Origin of the sequence: Pseudoalteromonas sp. SS15, assembly GCF_049257195.1 — a bacterium.
In the GTDB taxonomy this organism is placed as follows: Bacteria; Pseudomonadota; Gammaproteobacteria; order Enterobacterales; family Alteromonadaceae; genus Pseudoalteromonas.
In genome coordinates this window covers 255,282-273,263 of sequence record NZ_JBMMUD010000004.1, presented here as the reverse complement: position 1 = coordinate 273,263, position 17,982 = coordinate 255,282, and the positions used below count along the sequence as shown (strand labels likewise).

General features: G+C 38.2%; 13 protein-coding genes. 7 read left to right on the top strand and 6 right to left on the bottom strand.

Annotated elements, in window-relative coordinates; all coding sequences use genetic code 11:
- The first annotated feature begins 134 nt into the window (after positions 1-134).
- The 3 genes from AAEU28_RS10470 to rluF all read left to right on the top strand — a co-directional run bounded on the left by AAEU28_RS10470 (position 135) and on the right by rluF (position 3,390).
- Positions 135-1,352, top strand: a complete 1,218-nt coding sequence (locus AAEU28_RS10470) for an EAL and HDOD domain-containing protein (protein WP_421964058.1) — start codon at positions 135-137, stop codon at positions 1,350-1,352.
- A 79-nt stretch (positions 1,353-1,431) separates the two neighbouring features.
- Positions 1,432-2,445 carry an ABC transporter substrate-binding protein gene (locus tag AAEU28_RS10465; RefSeq protein WP_421964057.1) on the top strand — a complete coding sequence of 338 codons (1,014 nt, stop codon included), beginning with the start codon at positions 1,432-1,434 and terminating at the stop codon, positions 2,443-2,445.
- Between the two features lie 57 nt (positions 2,446-2,502).
- Entirely contained in the window at positions 2,503-3,390 is an 888-nt protein-coding gene (rluF, locus tag AAEU28_RS10460) for a 23S rRNA pseudouridine(2604) synthase RluF (protein ID WP_421964056.1), read from the top strand.
- Between the two features lie 85 nt (positions 3,391-3,475).
- On the opposite strand, the gene AAEU28_RS10455 is transcribed toward rluF, so the two are convergent.
- On the bottom strand, positions 3,476-6,526 hold the full coding sequence (locus AAEU28_RS10455) for an efflux RND transporter permease subunit (RefSeq protein ID WP_421964055.1): 3,051 nt from the start codon (positions 6,524-6,526) through the stop codon (positions 3,476-3,478).
- Between the two features lie 2 nt (positions 6,527-6,528).
- Positions 6,529-7,608, bottom strand: a complete 1,080-nt coding sequence (locus AAEU28_RS10450) for an efflux RND transporter periplasmic adaptor subunit (RefSeq protein WP_421964054.1) — start codon at positions 7,606-7,608, stop codon at positions 6,529-6,531.
- 147 nt (positions 7,609-7,755) lie between these two features.
- On the opposite strand from AAEU28_RS10450, the gene AAEU28_RS10445 reads away from it, so the two are divergent.
- The 3 genes from AAEU28_RS10445 (at position 7,756) to AAEU28_RS10435 (ending at position 9,369) form a co-directional block, all read left to right on the top strand.
- Complete coding sequence (locus AAEU28_RS10445; RefSeq protein WP_421964053.1) at positions 7,756-8,646, top strand: LysR family transcriptional regulator; 891 nt, start codon at positions 7,756-7,758, stop codon at positions 8,644-8,646.
- Positions 8,636-8,944, top strand: coding sequence for an MGMT family protein (locus tag AAEU28_RS10440; RefSeq protein ID WP_421964052.1), 309 nt, complete (start codon positions 8,636-8,638; stop codon positions 8,942-8,944). The genes AAEU28_RS10445 and AAEU28_RS10440 overlap by 11 nt, the downstream gene beginning before the upstream one ends.
- A 149-nt stretch (positions 8,945-9,093) precedes the next feature.
- The gene (locus tag AAEU28_RS10435) at positions 9,094-9,369 is read left to right on the top strand and encodes an HU family DNA-binding protein (protein ID WP_138479433.1); all 276 of its coding nucleotides are present in this window, start codon (positions 9,094-9,096) and stop codon (positions 9,367-9,369) included.
- 58 nt (positions 9,370-9,427) lie between these two features.
- Here the strand turns inward: AAEU28_RS10435 and ilvN are convergent, their stop codons facing one another.
- Together ilvN and AAEU28_RS10425 are read right to left on the bottom strand one after the other, a co-directional pair.
- Complete coding sequence (gene ilvN / locus AAEU28_RS10430; protein WP_138479431.1) at positions 9,428-9,925, bottom strand: acetolactate synthase small subunit; 498 nt, start codon at positions 9,923-9,925, stop codon at positions 9,428-9,430.
- Positions 9,925-11,649, bottom strand: coding sequence for an acetolactate synthase 3 large subunit (locus AAEU28_RS10425; protein ID WP_421964051.1), 1,725 nt, complete (start codon positions 11,647-11,649; stop codon positions 9,925-9,927). The genes ilvN and AAEU28_RS10425 overlap by 1 nt, the downstream gene beginning before the upstream one ends.
- 399 nt (positions 11,650-12,048) lie before the next feature.
- Here AAEU28_RS10425 and AAEU28_RS10420 point away from each other — a divergent pair, with 399 nt between their 5' ends.
- Positions 12,049-15,009, top strand: coding sequence for an immune inhibitor A domain-containing protein (locus AAEU28_RS10420; protein WP_421964050.1), 2,961 nt, complete (start codon positions 12,049-12,051; stop codon positions 15,007-15,009).
- A 72-nt stretch (positions 15,010-15,081) separates the two neighbouring features.
- Here the strand turns inward: AAEU28_RS10420 and AAEU28_RS10415 are convergent, their stop codons facing one another.
- Positions 15,082-16,089, bottom strand: coding sequence for an isocitrate dehydrogenase (locus AAEU28_RS10415; protein ID WP_058032489.1), 1,008 nt, complete (start codon positions 16,087-16,089; stop codon positions 15,082-15,084).
- A 206-nt stretch (positions 16,090-16,295) separates the two neighbouring features.
- Positions 16,296-17,978 (bottom strand): hypothetical protein, encoded by a 1,683-nt coding sequence (locus AAEU28_RS10410; protein ID WP_421964049.1) that lies wholly within the window; start codon positions 17,976-17,978, stop codon positions 16,296-16,298.
- Between the last annotated feature and the right edge of the window lie 4 nt (positions 17,979-17,982).

The following is a 17,982-nucleotide window of genomic DNA, read 5'->3' as shown; positions in this document are numbered from 1 at the left end:
TCCTATAATTTGCTATAATTTTAGATTAAAGACTTTGTTTTTAGTGATTTAGTGTGGTTTTTTTGCTGGGCTATAGTGCTATTATATTAAGTGTTTGTACTTGAAAGATTGTATTTGGGAAAAGGAGCTTATGCTTGAAAGTTTTTGTTGCAAGACAAGCTATTTTTAATAGGAAAATGCAAGTTGTAGCGTATGAACTACTTTTTAGAGATGGTTCTAGCAACAGTTTTCCCAACATTGCAGAAGATAAAGCAACTGCAAAGCTAATACTTGATAATCAATTGAATCTTGGCACGCGGTATCTTACATCCGGTAAGAAAGCCTTAATCAATATCGGTCCAGAGTCTTTAAAACAAGAGCTTGCAACTTTTCTTCCTGCAAATGACGTTATTTTAGAATTACTCGAAACAATTCAGCCTACTAAAGATAATTACGAGCTTGTTCGACGTTTATTTCATCAAAATTATAAATTAGCGTTAGACGACTTTGTATATGAAGATGCATGGCGGCCTTTCTTGAAACTAGTGCGTTTAATAAAGTTTGACGTTATGCAAAACCCTTTGCATACCATAGTACCGCTAGTTGAAGAGCTAAAACAGAAAAAGAACATTAAGCTGTTAGCAGAAAAAATAGAAACAGAGGAAGAGTTCGAAATAGCAAAAAAAATGGGCTTTCATTTCTTCCAAGGCTATTTTTTTGCAAAACCTCGGGTGATAGAAGAAACAGATATAGAATTTAATTACACCATAGTCATGCTCATCTATACTGAAGTACTTAAGCCTAATTTGAATATTACCAAAATAGCGCAGTTATTCTCGCAAGATACAGCGCTTGCGTATAAATTGCTGCGATTAATAAACTCGGGTGTATTCCCGATAAAAAGTAAGATTGAGTCCATCAAACAAGCCTTGGTTTATTTGGGATACGAACGTACTAAAAAGTTTGTAGGCTTGATCATGACGGCACATGTTGCCAAGGGTAAACCAACAGAGTTAACCAGGATGAGCATTGTACGCGCTCGATTTTGTGAACTTATAGGCAATAAGGTTCAACCAAACTCAGGCTCATCTTGTTTTTTAGTGGGACTTTTTTCATTACTTGATGCCATTTTAGATAGACCCATGGAAAAGGTTGTTGATAAGTTGCCCTTTCCTGAGGAGCTCCAAAATGCGTTATTGGGCGAAGCGAATTTCCATTACTATGTACTTAATATAGTCAAAGCTTATGAATCTGGTAGCTGGTGGAAATTACAAAAAGCGTGTCAATATTTAAATATCAGTGATGAATGCTTACCCGAGTTCCATGCATCAGCGATTTTATGGGCTGATATGTATAAAGATAAGGCCTTTTAGACATATGGTTAATCACAACTAAATGCAGTTTATAATTAGAGTTATCTTATTATTGTTCGTTTCCATGACATTTAATGTTATGGCTAAACAAACGGTGCTTTTTGTAAACCCTTCAGTAGTCGACGATCCATTTTGGAGTAAAGTCCAAACTATTAGTCAAAATGCGGCAAAGCAATTAGGTTTTGACTTACAAGTTATCTATGGAGAAGGAAATAGGCATATTCAAATTCAAGAGCTAAAAAAATACCTTGAATATCAAAGTAAACCTGATTACGCCATTTTGATACTTTACCCTGGTGCCGCAGAAGAAACGTTAAAAATACTAGAACAACATCAAGTGTCCTCAATTACCTTGGAAGAAACAATTTCTGGTGATGAAAAAAAAGTTATCTCTGAACCAGGGCAGAAGTTTAAGTTTTGGCTTGGTGAGGTTTACCACGATAATTATCAAGCTGGATATGAATTGGCCAAAACTTTACACCAGCTCAGTGATAAAAATTTAAAATCAAAAGCTGTTCTTATCAACGGTCATTATGGTTCCGAATCTGATATGAGGGCTAAAGGCGCAGTCGATTATTTCGGATCACATAATGTAGATGTTGCCCAAGAAGTTCATGCGTCTTGGTCTGAATCTCTTTCAACTGAACAAACTCTAAAACTGCTTAAAAGACATAAAGATATTAATATTGTTTGGGCTGCATCAGATCTAATGGCCATTGGCGCAATGAAAGCATGCAAACAAGCCTGCGCTGAAAGTCAAAATATCGCATTTGGAGGGTTTGACTGGTTATCGGTTGGCCTTGAAAAAATAGCCTCAGGTGAAGTACAAGCGAGCGTCGGAGGGCATTTTATGATGGGTGCATGGGCGCTTGTTAGTTTGTTTGATCATCAAAAAAATCACCCTTATTGGACTGAACACAAAGAGTTAGTCATACCCATGGGTATTATTACGAAAGACAATGTGCATAATTATCAATGGATGAAAAGTAATCCTAATTGGGGTCAAATTGACTATAAATCTAAAAGTCTGCACCTAAATAAACAGTCACAATATCAACTCCACTTAATTCCTAAGGTTTGGCAGAAAAATTAGAGAAAATTAAATACTAATCCTTTAAAATACTGCCAATTGAATTTTAGGGATTGTCTTTTGACTGCTACAACACGTTTAAATAAATATATTAGTGAAACAGGTTTTTGTTCAAGAAGAGAAGCTGACAAGCTTATTGACGCTGGACGTATTAAGGTTAATGGTAATCTACCTGAAATGGGTGTGAAGGTATCAGACGCAGATACAATCCTGATTGATGACAAGCCACTTAAAGCAAAGCCTAAACGTGTTTACATTGCTTATAATAAACCTGTTGGCGTGACCTGTACGACTGAGAAAAAAATAAAAAGTAATATTGTCAGTGCGATAGATTACCCAGAGCGTATATTTCCAATTGGTCGACTTGATAGGCCTTCAGAGGGGTTAATATTTCTTACTAATGAAGGTGACATCGTTAACAAAATTCTACGTGCCGGTAATAACCACGAAAAAGAATATGTGGTTACAGTTGATAGAAGCATTAATAAACGTTTTGTTGAAAGAATGGCTGGTGGTTTGCCAATCTTAGATACGGTAACCAAAAAATGCTTCGTGAAGCAAACCGGCGATAAGACTTTTACCATTATCCTTACTCAGGGTTTAAACAGACAGATCCGTCGAATGTGCGAATACCTTGGTTATGAGGTAACAGCGCTGAAACGCGTACGTATTATGAATGTTAACTTGAATGGATTAAGACCTGGGCAATGGCGACATTTAACTGAGCAAGAAATGGCTGAAATAAACAAAGCCATTGAAGGATCAGCAAAAACAGAAGAAGGCTCTGTGGATAGCAATAAAAAAATCAGAAAGCCATCAGATAAAAAAACTTTGACGCGTTATACCGATGCAAGGTCTAAAAGAGATGAGCAGCAACCTAAGAAGCATTCAAGAAAGCCTACAGAACGAAAAAAAGGTACCTTGTCTTTGAATCGGAAATCAAAATAGTTTCAGTTAACTAGAACTGAATTATTTATGCATGCAAGTACTAAAGTATTTGCATGCATAAAAATGGCCGAATAAGGCCATTTTTTTATTTTTGTTTAATCGAAAAAAATAAACAGTAAATCACTGGTAAAACAATCAGAGTGAGGATTGTGGCAAAGCCCAACCCAAACATGATAGTCACAGCCATTGATTTGAAAAACACATCAAATAGCAATGGGATCATGCCTAAGATAGTGGTGATAGCAGCCATCGAAACAGGTCGAACACGACTCACACCCGAATCAAAAACTGCTTGATAAGGTGATTTACCTTCACTTAACTCCAAATTTATTTGGTCGACTAACACGATCCCATTTTTAATAAGCATGCCTGATAGACTTAATAAGCCTAAAAGTGCCATAAAGCTAAATGGTGCTTGAAACACAACTAACCCAGCAGTAACACCAATAATGGCTAAAGGCACGGTTGACCATATCACAAGCGGTTGTCTTACAGAGTTAAACAGACAAACAGTAATGATAAACATGACCAAGTAACCCAAGGGTAATGAGCCAAATATTGCTTTTTGCGCTTTACTTGAGGCCTCAAATTCACCACCCCAATCTAAGTGATAGCCTTTAGGGAGTGGTATCGCTTCAATATCACTTCTCACGCGTGCAAATAGTTTTGCAGGTGTTTCGTCGCCTATGACATCATGATCAGCCATAACTGTGATAGTACGCTTTCTATCTTTACGCATGATCAATGGATCTTCCCAAGTTACTTCAAAGTCATCAACAACCGTTGTTATTGGTACAAAGACATTGAGGATAGGGCTGTATATTTGTAAATCTGATAAGTTATTTACCTGATTACGTTCATCAACTGGAGATCGCGCAATAATTGGTAGCAGCTCTGTGCCTTCTCGGTATAAACCAACTGTTTTACCTGTTACAGAGGTAAGCAGTAAGTCATCTATGTCAGTCTTACTAATCCCCAGTCTTCTGGCTTTTTGTTCATTAAATTGAGGGCGGATCACCTTAGTTCGCTGACGCCAATTATCACGAATGTTAAATGCCCCTTTATCTTGTTGTAGAACGTGTTTAGCTTTTTCTGCGAGCTGTCTAAGTAAAACTGGATCTCCACCTGAGAAACGAGCCTCAATTTTTGCACTCGTAGATGGACCAATTTCCATTCGTTTAACTTTGATTTTGCCATCAATTGGCATATTCATTTCAAACGTTCTTAACTTTTCAATCATAACCGCAACGGAGTCACGGTCTTTCACTCTGACGATAAGTTGTCCATAGGCGTTGTATTGTTTTTCTGGCTCATAGGTAAGCATAAACCTTGGTGCCCCTTGACCAACTGTTGTTGTAACATCCTCAACGAGTTCGTCATTTAACAAGAAAGCCTCTATCTTAGCTATGTTTTCTGCGGTACTGCGAATATCGGCACCTTGATAATGCCAATAGTCGACATAAAACATGGGTGTATTTGAAGCTGGGAAGAACGACTGTTTTACTTGGCCAAAGCCGATAACAGAAGAAACGAGTAGTGCAACCATGAGTAAAATGGTTGAAACGCGGTATTTAAGCGCGGTACTTAACAGGGCTTTATAAACAGTAAAAATAACACCTTGATATGGGTCTGATTTTTTTTCATCGCTATTTTTCGTTTCTTTGAACATAAGGTCCGCAAAAAATGGCGTTAATGTAATAGCAGTAACCCAACTCAACATCAATGAAATGAGTAATACCCAGAATAAAGAGCCTGCAAACTCACCACTGGCATCGCTACTTAAACCAATAGGCGCAAATGCTGTGATCCCTATGATAGTTGCTCCAAGAAGCGGCCATTTAGTTTGAGCGACAATATTTACAGCGGCTTGAACTTTGGTTTGTCCGCGTTTTAGATTGATTAAAATACCTTCAGTGACGACTATGGCATTATCAACCAGCATCCCTAATGCAATGATCAGTGCACCTAAAGATATTCTTTGTAAATCTATGGCGTATAATTTCATGAATATAAAGGTACCAAGTACGGTAAGGAGCAGTACACCACCGATCAGAATGCCACTTTTTACGCCCATAAATACCAGTAATACCACTATTACAATTGCGACGGCTTCGACTAAACTAACAATAAAACCGTTAACTGACTTTTCTACTTCGTTTGGCTGATTATAAATAGGCGATATTTCCATACCATGTGGACGTTGATACTCTAAATCAGCAAGGTGCTTATCGATTGCTTTACCTACATCAACAACATTCACACCTGAATTAAATGAAATGCCTAATAAAAGCGCCTGCTGCTCATTGTATTTAGTTAGATGGGTAGGGATTTCTGCAAACTCTCTTTTGACTGTGGCGACGTCCCTTAAATAGATTAGCTCATTGGCCCCAGGGCTTGAGATTAATAAGCTTTCTAACTCAGACACATCATGAAACTCACCAGTAGGGTGAAAGCGAATTGACTCATCGCCAACACGAATTTTGCCCGCATTTGAAACATGGTTTTGAGATTGTAATAGTGAAAAAATCTGTGCTGGTGGAATACCCAATTGCGATAATTTTTGCGTTGATATTTCAACAATAACCTGAGATTGCTGAGTACCAGAGACGGTAACTTTACTTACCCCGTCAACAAGTACGAGTTCACGCTTTAAGTAATCAACATAATCTTTTAATTCACTGTAAGAGTAACCATCACCTGTTATCGCATATAACACACCATACACGTCGGCAAAGTCATCAATTATATTTGGCGTAGAAACGCCTTTAGGAAAACGTCCTGACAGGTCGTTTACTTTTCTTCTCAGCTCATCCCAGATCTGTTGTAAATGCTGCTTTCTATAAGTGCTTTTCATTTCAACTGTTATCTGTGATTTTCCAGCAGAAGAAATTGAAGAAATAGTATCGACATAAGGCAATTGCTGAATGGCATTCTCTATGACAAAGGTGACTTCTTCTTCTACTTGTTCTGGAGACGCACCTGGGTAATAGGTGATAACCATGGCTTTTTTAATCGTAAACTCAGGGTCTTCGAGTTGTCCTAAGTCTAAGTAGGAGGCTGCACCTGCTATTAAAAGCAATAGCGCAAACATCCAACTGATGACTTTGTTATCAATTGACCATTTAGCTAGGCTCATTATTATAAACCTCGCTCTTTAACCCAAGGTTTTACCTTTAGACCTTCATAAAGGTGGTATACGCCAGCCGATACAACTTGTTCGCCAACGTTAAGGCCTTCAAGTACATCAATTTGGTCTTGATAGATATTGCCAACCGAAACTTTACGCTTAGACAAACTCTGAGTATCTGGATTAAAAACCCATACATACGCGTTATTGTCTAATTGCTCTGTATCAGAAGAGAAAACTGCAGAGGCAGGGACGGTGATTGCATTGCTGTGATGCTCGGTGATTTTTGAAAGGTCTATCGAAACCTGGCCCGTCATTCCCTCAAATAAATTAAAGTCTTTAGGTATGGGTAGCGAGAAAACCACCTTATAACTAAGAGTGGCAGGATCTGCCTGTGTGTCCCATTCTTTGATTGATAGGTCATACGCTTTGTCTGGGTAACCATCAAAGGTAACAGAAGGATGATAATCTAAATCTTTTTTAACTCTGGCAACTAAACGTTCAGGCACGTAAATCACCACATCCATCATATCTCTGCTTTCGAGACGCAGAATATTTTGCTTGGCGACGATATTTTCGAAGTTCTTAACAAAGACTTTGGCAACCGTTCCTGAGAAAGGCGCGCGAAGCTCACTATTTTCTAAATTTGTTTTAGCGATTTTAAATGCCGACTCAGAGACTTGTTTGTTGGCCAAGGCTTGGTCAAACTCAGCTTTGGTTGCAATAGAACGTTTATATAATGAATCGACACGCTTTAGTTGAGCACTAGCAAGTTCGAATTGTGCTTTACGTTGTTCATACTGTAATTGAAAATCTTCTGGATCTAATTTAGCGAGTAGGTCGTTTTTATTAATAGTTTGCCCAGCGCGAACAGGGAACTCTATGAGTTCTCCACTGACACGAAAAGCAAGGTAAGAGCCTTGGTTAGCCACGACTTCGGCTGGGAAGCTGCGAATATTGTGCGCTGTAGGATCTTTCACTTCGAATAATTTTACTGGTCTTATGACCTCTATCTGTTCCGACTTTTCATTTTCTTGACTGCAGCCTAGTGTCAAAACTGTAAGCAGTGCGATAACACTTAACCTCAACATGGTTCACTCCATTTATTTATAACAATCATCTAAATCGATCACTTAATTTAGCGAATTGTTATTTGCTCTTAAAAATTTCGGTAAGGATAAGAAAAAACCTGATAAAATTAAAATTATTAAAAATTGTAAAGTTGATAAGTTTAATTTATGAAGTTGGCCGATCTCGAAATTCTCGATGCAGTTGCAAATTCTAAAAGCTTACAAGAGGTTGCATTAAGAATGCACAAGACCCAGCCGGCCATTTCTCAGTCAATTAAAAGACTAGAACAAAACCTTGGGTTTAGCATTGTCGATAGGGATGCATATCGATTAAAACTCACAGAGCAAGGCAGGCATTTTTATTTAGAGGCAACCAAGTTGTTGGCTATTCGTGATGATTTGAAGATACTAGCTAACGAATTTGCTGAGGGCAATGAAGCTAAGTTTAGTATTTGTTATGAACCCATTTCATACCAAAATATATATAATGAGGCCATTGGAGATATTTTCAAAACGTATAAATCTACTGAATTTTCAATTACCAGTGGCCCGCGTTTTGAAGCTCTGCAGCAAGTGAACAGTGGTAGAGCTGAATTAGGCATAGGTCCTTGGTTTGATTTGTTTCACGCAACAGGTGAACTTGAAACGATGAAAGTAGGGGAGATAGAGCTTGGAATAGTTGCAAAAAAAGGTTTGTTACCTCCATCTTTACATTACGAAGCCTTAGAGTCTTATCCATGTATTGCGATGTTTGAAAGTGCGTTTGCTTTTGACAGTGAGCGTTTGGCTTATACGCTAAACACGAACCGTATGAAAGTCGATGACCTGACCTCTATGAAGTCATTTTTGTTGTCAGGCTTAGGGTTTGCACTAACCAGTCTCGCGCATTGTAAAAATGAAATTGATAACGGTGAATTAGAACGAATAAGGATTATAGACAGACAAGACAGTTTCACAGCTAATATCCATGTGTTTAGAAAGCATACGAGACACCATGGGCCTGTAGCTAGAGCGATCTGGTCTAGATTTAAGCAATTAGGTGAAAAATATGATGGATGATTTTGAATTACGGGTGCATACCATTATCGGTGCAATCCCATATGGTCATGTTGCAACGTACGGACAAATCGCCAAATTGGCAGGACAAGCCAATTACTCTAGAAAAGTGGGGAGAATTTTAAAAACGCTGCCAAAAGATTCTAAGTTACCTTGGTATCGAGTTATAAACGCTCAAGGAAAAATATCATTTCCGGTAGATAGCTGTAAGTTTTTTGAACAGAAAGAAAGGCTTGAAAATGAGGGCGTGGTTTTTCTAAATAATAAAGTAAGCTTAAAAAAATTTAAGTGGCTTGATTAAAATAAGCTCTAAAATAACTCGAAAGCCCTTTATCTACGGTATTTAATGCGATTTTTCATAAAAATCTGTAGTAAATAGTTGCACTAAGCCGAAAAATACATAAACATAGGTTTTGCTTAGGCAAAATTACAATAAATAGGAATTAAATAATGAATAAAGCTCAACTAGTTGAAAAGATGGCAGCTGATGCTGAAATTTCTAAAGCCGCTGCAGCAAGAGCGCTTGAATCATTCACTGGTGCTGTTACAACTTCTCTTAAAGAAGGTAATTCAGTAGCACTTGTTGGTTTCGGTACTTTCTCAGTAAAAGAGCGTGCAGCTCGTACTGGCCGTAACCCACAGACTGGCGCTGAGATCCAAATCGCAGCTGCAAATATTCCTAGCTTCAAAGCAGGTAAAGGTCTTAAAGATCAAGTAAATCAGTAATATTTACTTATATTGAATTGACTAAAAAGGGGCCTCAGCCCCTTTTTTTATTGTTGATTTAGGCTCTTAAAGCCTTATCACCGCGGCCGATCCCCACCGCACCAGAACGTACTAACTCTATAATATCGCTCTCATGTCTTAGCATATCTAAAAACGATTCAATTTTTTCAGAGCTACTAAGCAGTTGCAGTGTATAGCTTTGTTTACCCATGTCGATAATGGCGCCTTGATACACATCAGCAATACGCGTAACAGCGGCACGCATGGTTTCGTCTCTGGCATACACTTTAACAAGTAACAGTTCTCTTTCAATATGCTGAACTTCTGTTAAGTCCTGTACTTTCAGCACATCTACCAGTTTATTCACTTGTTTGGTTATTTGCTCGACGACTCTATCGTCACCATGGGTGGTAATTGTAATACGCGACAAGGTTTGGTCGTCAGTAGTCCCAACCGTTAAGCTGTCAATGTTATAGGCGCGCTGTGAGAATAAGCCAACAATTCTTGATAATGCGCCAGGCTCATTTTCTAAAAGGATACTTAAGATTCTACGCATTATGCTTTCACTCCTTTTTTCAACCACATATCGTCAACTGCACCCAGCTTTATTTGCATAGGATAAACATGTTCTTTTTCGTCTACACGAATATCTAAAAATACCAATCTATCTTTGATAGAGAACGCTTTTTCAAGTGCTTCATCAAGTTGATCAGGTCTATCGACTTTAATGCCGATGTGGCCATAACTTTCTGCCAGCGCAACAAAATCAGGTAAAGACTCCATGTATGAGCTGGAATGGCGACCACCATATTGCATATCCTGCCATTGTCTTACCATGCCTAAGGAGCGGTTATTCAACGAAATAATTTTCACTGCTAAGCCATATTGCAAACATGTTGATAGCTCTTGAATATTCATTTGAATAGAGCCATCACCCGTTACGCACAATACCTCACTTCCTGGAAAAGCCATTTTGACCCCCATTGCAGCGGGTAAGCCAAAGCCCATGGTGCCAAGGCCACCTGAGTTAATCCATTGGCGCGGGTTTTTAAACGGGTAGTACTGGGCTGCAAACATCTGATGCTGGCCAACATCAGAGCACACGTAGGCATCGCCATTAGTAATCTCGTATACTTTCTCGATGACAGTTTGAGGTTTTAACACTTCAGGGTTGGTTTCATAAGCAAGACACTTTTGTGCTCTCCACTTTGTAATTTCTTCCCACCAAACTTCTTGTGCAGCACGGTCAATGCGCTCAGAACTGGCGTTAATTGCACTTAACAATTGCTCGAATACTGTCGCAAGGCATCCTACTACTGGAATATGTGCTTTGATGGTTTTAGAAATAGAAGTAGGGTCTACGTCGACATGAACAATGGTCGCATTTGGGCAGAATTTTTTAACGTTATTTGTTACACGATCATCAAATCTTGCACCTAGTGCTAAAATCACATCTGCATTCGCCATCGCTTTGTTCGCCTCGACACTGCCATGCATACCAAGCATGCCGATAAAGTTAGGGTGAGTGCCACTAATTCCACCTAATCCCATGAGGGTATTTGTGATTGGAGCGTTCAGAGTTTCAACCAGCTCTTTCAATTTATCTGATGTATCAGATAAAACAACGCCACCGCCAGAATAGATAACTAAACGCTTTGCATTTAAGATAGCTTCAACTGCTTTCTTTATCTGTTTTCCGTGACCTTTAACACTAGGGTTATAAGTACGCATTTCTATTTGATTAGGCATCTTAAACTCGAACTTTAACTGCGGATTTAAAATGTCTTTGGGTAATTCAACGACCACCGGACCTGGGCGACCAGAATTAGCGAGATAAAAAGCTTTGGCCAGAACCGTAGGGATCTCTTCTGCACTTCTGCAGTTGAAGCTATGCTTAACAATTGGTCTTGAACAACCAACGATATCGGTTTCTTGGAATGCATCATCACCAATCAGATTTGAAGGTACTTGCCCTGATAGTACGACCATTGGAATAGAATCCATGTATGCAGTTGCAATACCAGTAATACAGTTTGTTGCACCAGGGCCTGATGTTGCAAGCACGACGCCGACTTCACCAGTTGCCCTGGCATAGCCATCAGCCATATGTGTTGCAGCTTGTTCGTGCCTAACTAAAACATGCTCAATGTCGCTTTGTTGAAATAATGCATCATATAGATCCAGTACTGACCCGCCAGGGTAGCCAAATATATATTCTACTTCTAAAGCTTTTAAAGCTTTTACGACTAACTCTGAGCCGTTAAATTGCGTTTGTACCATCCTCATTCCTCGGTGCAATCGTAAAATTAAACAAAAAAAAACCCCGCAATTGCGGGGTTTCATCGTAAATCAAGTTAATACGTCCCCGCTGAGCTTATTAAAAAGACCAGTACGAGCACGACATTTACAATTAAATTAGAAATCATAACTTGAAATAAAAATACTATTAAAATTTAAACAAAAACATTAAAGGTTTTTTATATGCATAAGTCAAGGCGATTCACACTAAAGTTGCATAAAATTTCTATAAATTCATTTTTGGTGATGATCTGGTTGTTCTTGTGGTCTATTTTTAATAATCGAATGAATAAAGTATTTTTACTGCGATTTTATCTTGGTACAGACGTGTACCCTTTGTAGTGATAGTATCAAATTAATAAACGAATATCGGTGAAATATATGAATTTAAAGTATTTTGTTCTAATTAACTTTGGCATTTTATTTAGTATACATGCCAATGCTATGCCTGATTTATTACGATTGGATGAAGAAAGAGTTGTTTATTGGAAAGAAAAGAAACTTGGACGTGCTTTAAGCGAATATGAAAAAAAACAGTTATTAAATAATTATATTTCACAAAGCGGAAAGCCAAAAGCATCTTCGTTAACTATACCTTTTAAAGGAGTCAAACAAACCCGTAAACACCTTAAACAATTTGTACAAAGTGACAACACCGATACGCTGCATAAAGTAAAGATTTTAGGCATTCTTGTAGATTTCCCAGACTTGAGGTCAAGTGACCCTAGACTTGAATCAGGCGATACAGATATGTTTTATAACAGTTATCCATTCGAACATTATCGTGATTTACTTTTCTCTGTCGATGGCTTTAATGGACCTAACGAAGAAAACTTTTCTAGTGCCAGACAATATTATCAAAATGTCACAGGAAACAATTTTGACTTAACAGGCAACGTCTATGGTTGGGTTACTGTAAAGGAAGAGGCTGCTTATTATGGTCGACAAAGTGGAGATATTCGAGATGAGAATGTAGCTGAATTGGTCTTAGAAGCTGTTGAAGCTTTAGTTGCCCAAGGTGTAGATCTTACTGAGTACGATCAAACTGATCTGAATGATATTGATGGCGATGGGGTTATTAATGAGCCTGATGGTATCATTGACCATATTCTATTGTTTCACTCAAGCATTGGCCAAGAAGCTGGCGGCGGTGTTCTCGGTGATGATGCGATTTGGTCACACCGATTCTTTGTGACAAATAGCTCAAATCAGCCCGCGAATGTAACTGGTTCATCTATAAAAGCCTATAATTATACAATTAATCCAATTGATGCAGGGATTGGTGTGGTTGTACATGAATTTGGTCATGATTTAGGTCTGCCAGACGAATACGACTTAAAAGACATAGAAATAGGTGAACCTGTTGCTAATTGGTCTGTCATGTCAAGTGGTAGTTGGATGGGGGAAGTCAGAGGGTCAGCCCCAGTCATGTTCAGCCCTAAAAATTTAGAATATCTTCAAAATCGTTTTGGAGGAAATTGGGTTAACCAAAAGTCGCTTGAGTTGTCCTCAATTGATGGCAGTGAAAGTTATAATGTAACGCATGCAAGTGTTTTTAACGAATTTACAAATCAAATTAAAATTACCTTACCTCCTTTACTAGAAGACTTTATCGTACCAAGCTCTGGCTCATTTCAATACTACTCGGGCGATGGTAATAATCTCAATAACCAAATGTCATTTCAGGTGTCATTACCAGACTCGGATCTGTTAACACTAAAAATGAAGAGTAAGTTTAGTATTGAATCTGACTACGATATTTTTCAGGTTTATGTGAACTCGGAACCTTTAGCTGGTAATGTAACGAAAACGACTCATCCTAATTACCCAAGTGTTAGGCATTATCTTGATGGTAGCTCGGCCTCAAGTAATGTACAAAATGCTGAATTTGTTGATTTAACTTATGATCTCTCTTCATATGCTAATCAACAAGTGACCATTACCTTTGTTTATCAAACTGATGCAGCAGTTTCTTTCTTTGGCATAGTGCTTGACGACATATCAATTTCCTCATCACAAGAAATAATACTAACTGACAACGCTGAAAGTAATAATAGTAACCAATTCAACGGATTTCGAAAAATAGGCCGATATAAGTCAGGCAATGAACATGCTTACTACCTACAACTAAGAAGCCATCAAGGATTAGATAAGGGTTTACAGCAAGCCCAATACTCTGCTGGCTTAACGCTTTGGTATTCTAATGAAAATTATGAAAATAATAACACTTCTGAACATCAAGGCTTTGGTGATTTACTTATTATAGATACAGATCAGAGACCTATATTTAAGTCTAATGGTACTGATGCTGCTAGTTCAATGATACAAGTTCGCGACGCTGCTATGCGACTAACGCCACAATCAGCAGGACTAGGAGACAATGACCTTTCGTCAGTAAGCTTTTTTGATGATAGTTTAGATTATACATTCAAGTTACAGCCAGAGTCTGGTGTTCAGGTTCCTAAATATGGTTTAAAGATAGAGCTTTTGGATATCTCTGAATCTTTTGATAATGCTGAAGTTCAAATTTCTTATACAAAAGGACAAACAGACATCAGTTATATCATCAACGATAACCAAGTGCGCTTTTTTGCAAATGGCTTTTTGTTATCTGAGACAGATAGCTTCACTTGGGAATTTTCCGACGGTCAATCAAGTGAAGTTCTTAACCCAACTATTCAATTTGAACAATATCAAAAATACACGGTTAAATTCACACAACGTAAAGAAAATGGTCAAGTTAATCGTGCCGAAACTGAAGTGAACTTAAGTAAACCTTTAGAGGTTGCAGAGGTTGATCTAGCACATGCAAATGGTCTTCTTAAAGGTAAGGTGTCGTTTAATGGGGGAGTTGAACCCTATAGAATTGACTGGGATATGGGGGATGGAAATAGTTTAAATGGTGATGAAATATCCCATAGTTATTCATTGAGCGGCTCTTACACGGTTAAAGTGACAGTGACAGATGGTAATGATAATTCTGTTTCTGAATCGAAGCAGATTACTTTGGCTGTTCCACTTGAAATAACAACTTCTGTGACGACGAACGGACTTCAGTTATCTGCCTCAGCAGCTTTGTCTGGCGGGACAGGAAATTATAGTGTTAGCTGGGATTTTGGTGATGGTAATCAGAGAAATGGTGATAGTGTATCACATACCTATTCTGCGAGTGGACAGTTTACTGTCACAGCAACATTAATAGATACAGAGAGTAATAAAGCGAAGACAGAAACAAAAACTGTTACAGTTACTGACAATCAAAGTGAAGAGTCTAGCTCTGGTGGTAGTATGTTTGTGCTATTGCTATCTGGCTTGTTATTGTTACGCAGGTTTAAGCTTTAATCATAAACAAAGAGCTGCCTTTGGCAGCTCTTATATTTAATAAACAAAAATAAATTGTAGTTTTATTCTTTATTAAAGGCGATCGATCACGGCTTGTGTGAAATCTGTTGTACCGTGGCTTCCACCTAAATCACGCGTAGTTCTGTCACCTGTTTTGATCACATCAGCTACTGCATTACGGATACGGTCAGCTGTTTCACCCATTTCTAAGTATTCAAGCATTTGGATTGACGCTAAGATTACTGAAGTTGGGTTTGCAAGGTTTTTACCTGCAATGTCAGGTGCACTACCGTGAACGGCTTCAAAAATAGCAGCATTTTCACCAATGTTTGCACCAGGTGCCATACCAAGGCCACCAACTAAACCAGCACATAGGTCTGATAAGATGTCGCCAAATAAGTTAGTTGTTACGATGACATCGAATTCTTCCGGTGTCATAACAAGTTTCATACACGTCGCATCAACAATCATTTCTGCTGATTCGATATCTGGGTAACGCTCACCGACTTCACGTGCAACTTTAAGGAATAAACCTGAAGTTGATTTCAAGATATTCGCTTTGTGAACAGCGGTTACTTTTTTACGACCTTCGCGACGTGCTAATTCGTATGCAAATGTAACAATTTTCTCTGCACCATCACGTGTGATTTTTGACATTGCTTCTGCTTCATTACCATCTTCAGAAACAACCTGACCAAGACCTGAGTACATGCCCTGTGTGTTTTCACGAATAGTAATAATATCAATGTCGTCGTAACGGGCTTTTGTGCCTGCAAAAGATTTTACCGGGCGAACGTTCGCGTATAAGCCAAATTGCTTACGCAGTGTTACATTGATTGAAGTGAAACCTTCACCAACAGGTGTAGTTAATGGGCCTTTTAAAGTGATCTTATTTTTTTCGATTACTTCTAGTGTTTCTTTAGGTAGAAGCTCACCTGTTTTTTCTAGTGCAGTTAAACCTGCATCAACAAATTCATAATCAAAATCACAGCCTGCAGCGTTTAAGATCTCAATTGCTGAATCAATAATGCTTGGACCGATACCATCGCCCTTGATCACAGTGATAGTTTGCTTTGCCATTATGGTTTCCTTTATCAATATATTTTTCACACCTAGCCACTTGGGCACTAAATACAGAGTGTAGTAAACAAAGAAGGAAGGTGTGTGTTCGCTTGAAAAATTAAGCGCGTTTTATAACAATTTATGCAGTCTTATGCCAGCAAGTAATGAAAAATAGGCATAATCACTGTTTATGTTTGTCATTGATAATATTTATAGAATAAATATCACTCAATGACGCAATGTGGTGATAGGTCTAGCAGAGCGACTTTGAACACTTCAATATTTTCCCACTCGAAGTGTTTAAGGACATCTGTTGTGGTTTGCTTTTGCCATGGTGTTCCTAAATCAATATCGAATAGTGTTGTTATTGCCAAATACTTAATAGCAACAAATTCTTTGTCGACGTCATTCAGCTGACTTTTCGTCTTTGTTTCAGTATTTAACAGTGCGCGATGTGAAAATGACTCAGAAAAGTAACTGCTCACATAGTCTATTAATGAATCATGTTGGTAATCCTTTAGCCCAAATAATTGTGCAATTGAAAGCGGTTTACACGAAAATTCATCCTTGTCTATTTGAATAAAACGCATCATTTTCTCAGGGTGCTGATGAAGTAAGAAGTAAATAAAAGCGGCGAAAGGGCAGAGGTAAAATTCAAATTTTTCACTGTGCTTTTTACTTATTAATAAGGTGATAACTTTATTAATATGCGCGTATTTATTAATAATATCAGACACAAATGGGTGACTAATATTTGCAATCATGGTTTCTAGTAATACACGCTGACATAGTAAAGCAGCAGTATCTAACCCTACCATTGTTAAACTATGCCTCAAACTCCCTGCTTTTTGTCCTTGACGATTATATTGCTTAGCTGCAGAGCGAAGTGCTTGCTCTATGTGTTCAAAATTAGAGACTACTTTTTCGAGTTGTTTAAAGTCAGGGTATTTAGTGTTTCCGAGTTTTGCAATAGACTCAAGGTTTTTACTATCGTCTAAAGCTTTAACTTCAGTTTCTGGTAGCTGTTCATTAAACCAAATTTTATAAAGTAGAATAGGATCACTAATAATTTGACTTCGATATTCACCAAAGATGGGCTGAGACGTTCTGATGATCCTTCTGGCTTTATTCTCTATCATTAACGCAAGATAATGAATATTGCCATTTTTTGCTAAAACAATACATTGCTCATTCTTATAAGACACTGACAGCCCTGATGGGTGGGCAACAAGTTGTCCACTTAATTCACATAATGCATTTTGTGCGAATTCGTTATAACAACTTAAATAAAGTGATTTTATCGCTTGATTAAGGCTAAATGTTTTTACTCTTGGTCTAGGTGTAATCGCTTTGGCAATGCGCATCGCGATTGCAACGATAATGCTTGGATTATCATAAAGAGGTATTGCATTAATACCCGTAATGGCTGAGGCATATTTATCCAAACGGGCGAGTATTCTTTGTACTTGTCCAGTGGGCACATTGCCTTTATTCAACATTTTCACAGCGAGAGCATGTCGGTTTTGAACTAGCCTTTGAGCCTGCTCTGTCAGGTGTTGCCCAGCAGCAAGCTTATTAGTTTCATTTGATGTGCAAATTTGGTCAGCTATGGCCGCGATTACCAATGATTCTGTGATTTCTTTATTAAACTTTAATGCGTGACAGATTGCAGTAACAAGTATGCATTGATTTACAACTAGGTTAGTTGTGTAGCCTTGATGTTTTGCGTAAAAGTGGAGGTGAGCATGTAATGCGCCAGGTTGCTGACTGTAACACTGAACAAACCTTTCAGCCAGTTGCGTAATACTTGGATAGATAACAGGCCATTTTTCTTTGTTGTAATAAAGCCTTAGAACTTGATGTGAATGCTCGAAAAGTTTTTTTAATTGTGTAGGAGATGCTTTCACGGTG

Coding starts and splice junctions, on each gene's coding strand:
- AAEU28_RS10435 (WP_138479433.1), top strand. CDS start 9,094: ATGAATAAAGCTCAACTAGTTGAAAAGATGGCAGCTGATGCTGAAATT.
- AAEU28_RS10450 (WP_421964054.1), bottom strand. CDS start 7,608: ATGTTGAGGTTAAGTGTTATCGCACTGCTTACAGTTTTGACACTAGGC.
- AAEU28_RS10465 (WP_421964057.1), top strand. CDS start 1,432: ATGGCTAAACAAACGGTGCTTTTTGTAAACCCTTCAGTAGTCGACGAT.
- AAEU28_RS10440 (WP_421964052.1), top strand. CDS start 8,636: ATGATGGATGATTTTGAATTACGGGTGCATACCATTATCGGTGCAATC.
- ilvN (WP_138479431.1), bottom strand. CDS start 9,925: ATGCGTAGAATCTTAAGTATCCTTTTAGAAAATGAGCCTGGCGCATTA.
- AAEU28_RS10445 (WP_421964053.1), top strand. CDS start 7,756: ATGAAGTTGGCCGATCTCGAAATTCTCGATGCAGTTGCAAATTCTAAA.
- AAEU28_RS10455 (WP_421964055.1), bottom strand. CDS start 6,526: ATGAGCCTAGCTAAATGGTCAATTGATAACAAAGTCATCAGTTGGATG.
- AAEU28_RS10415 (WP_058032489.1), bottom strand. CDS start 16,089: ATGGCAAAGCAAACTATCACTGTGATCAAGGGCGATGGTATCGGTCCA.
- AAEU28_RS10420 (WP_421964050.1), top strand. CDS start 12,049: ATGAATTTAAAGTATTTTGTTCTAATTAACTTTGGCATTTTATTTAGT.
- AAEU28_RS10425 (WP_421964051.1), bottom strand. CDS start 11,649: ATGGTACAAACGCAATTTAACGGCTCAGAGTTAGTCGTAAAAGCTTTA.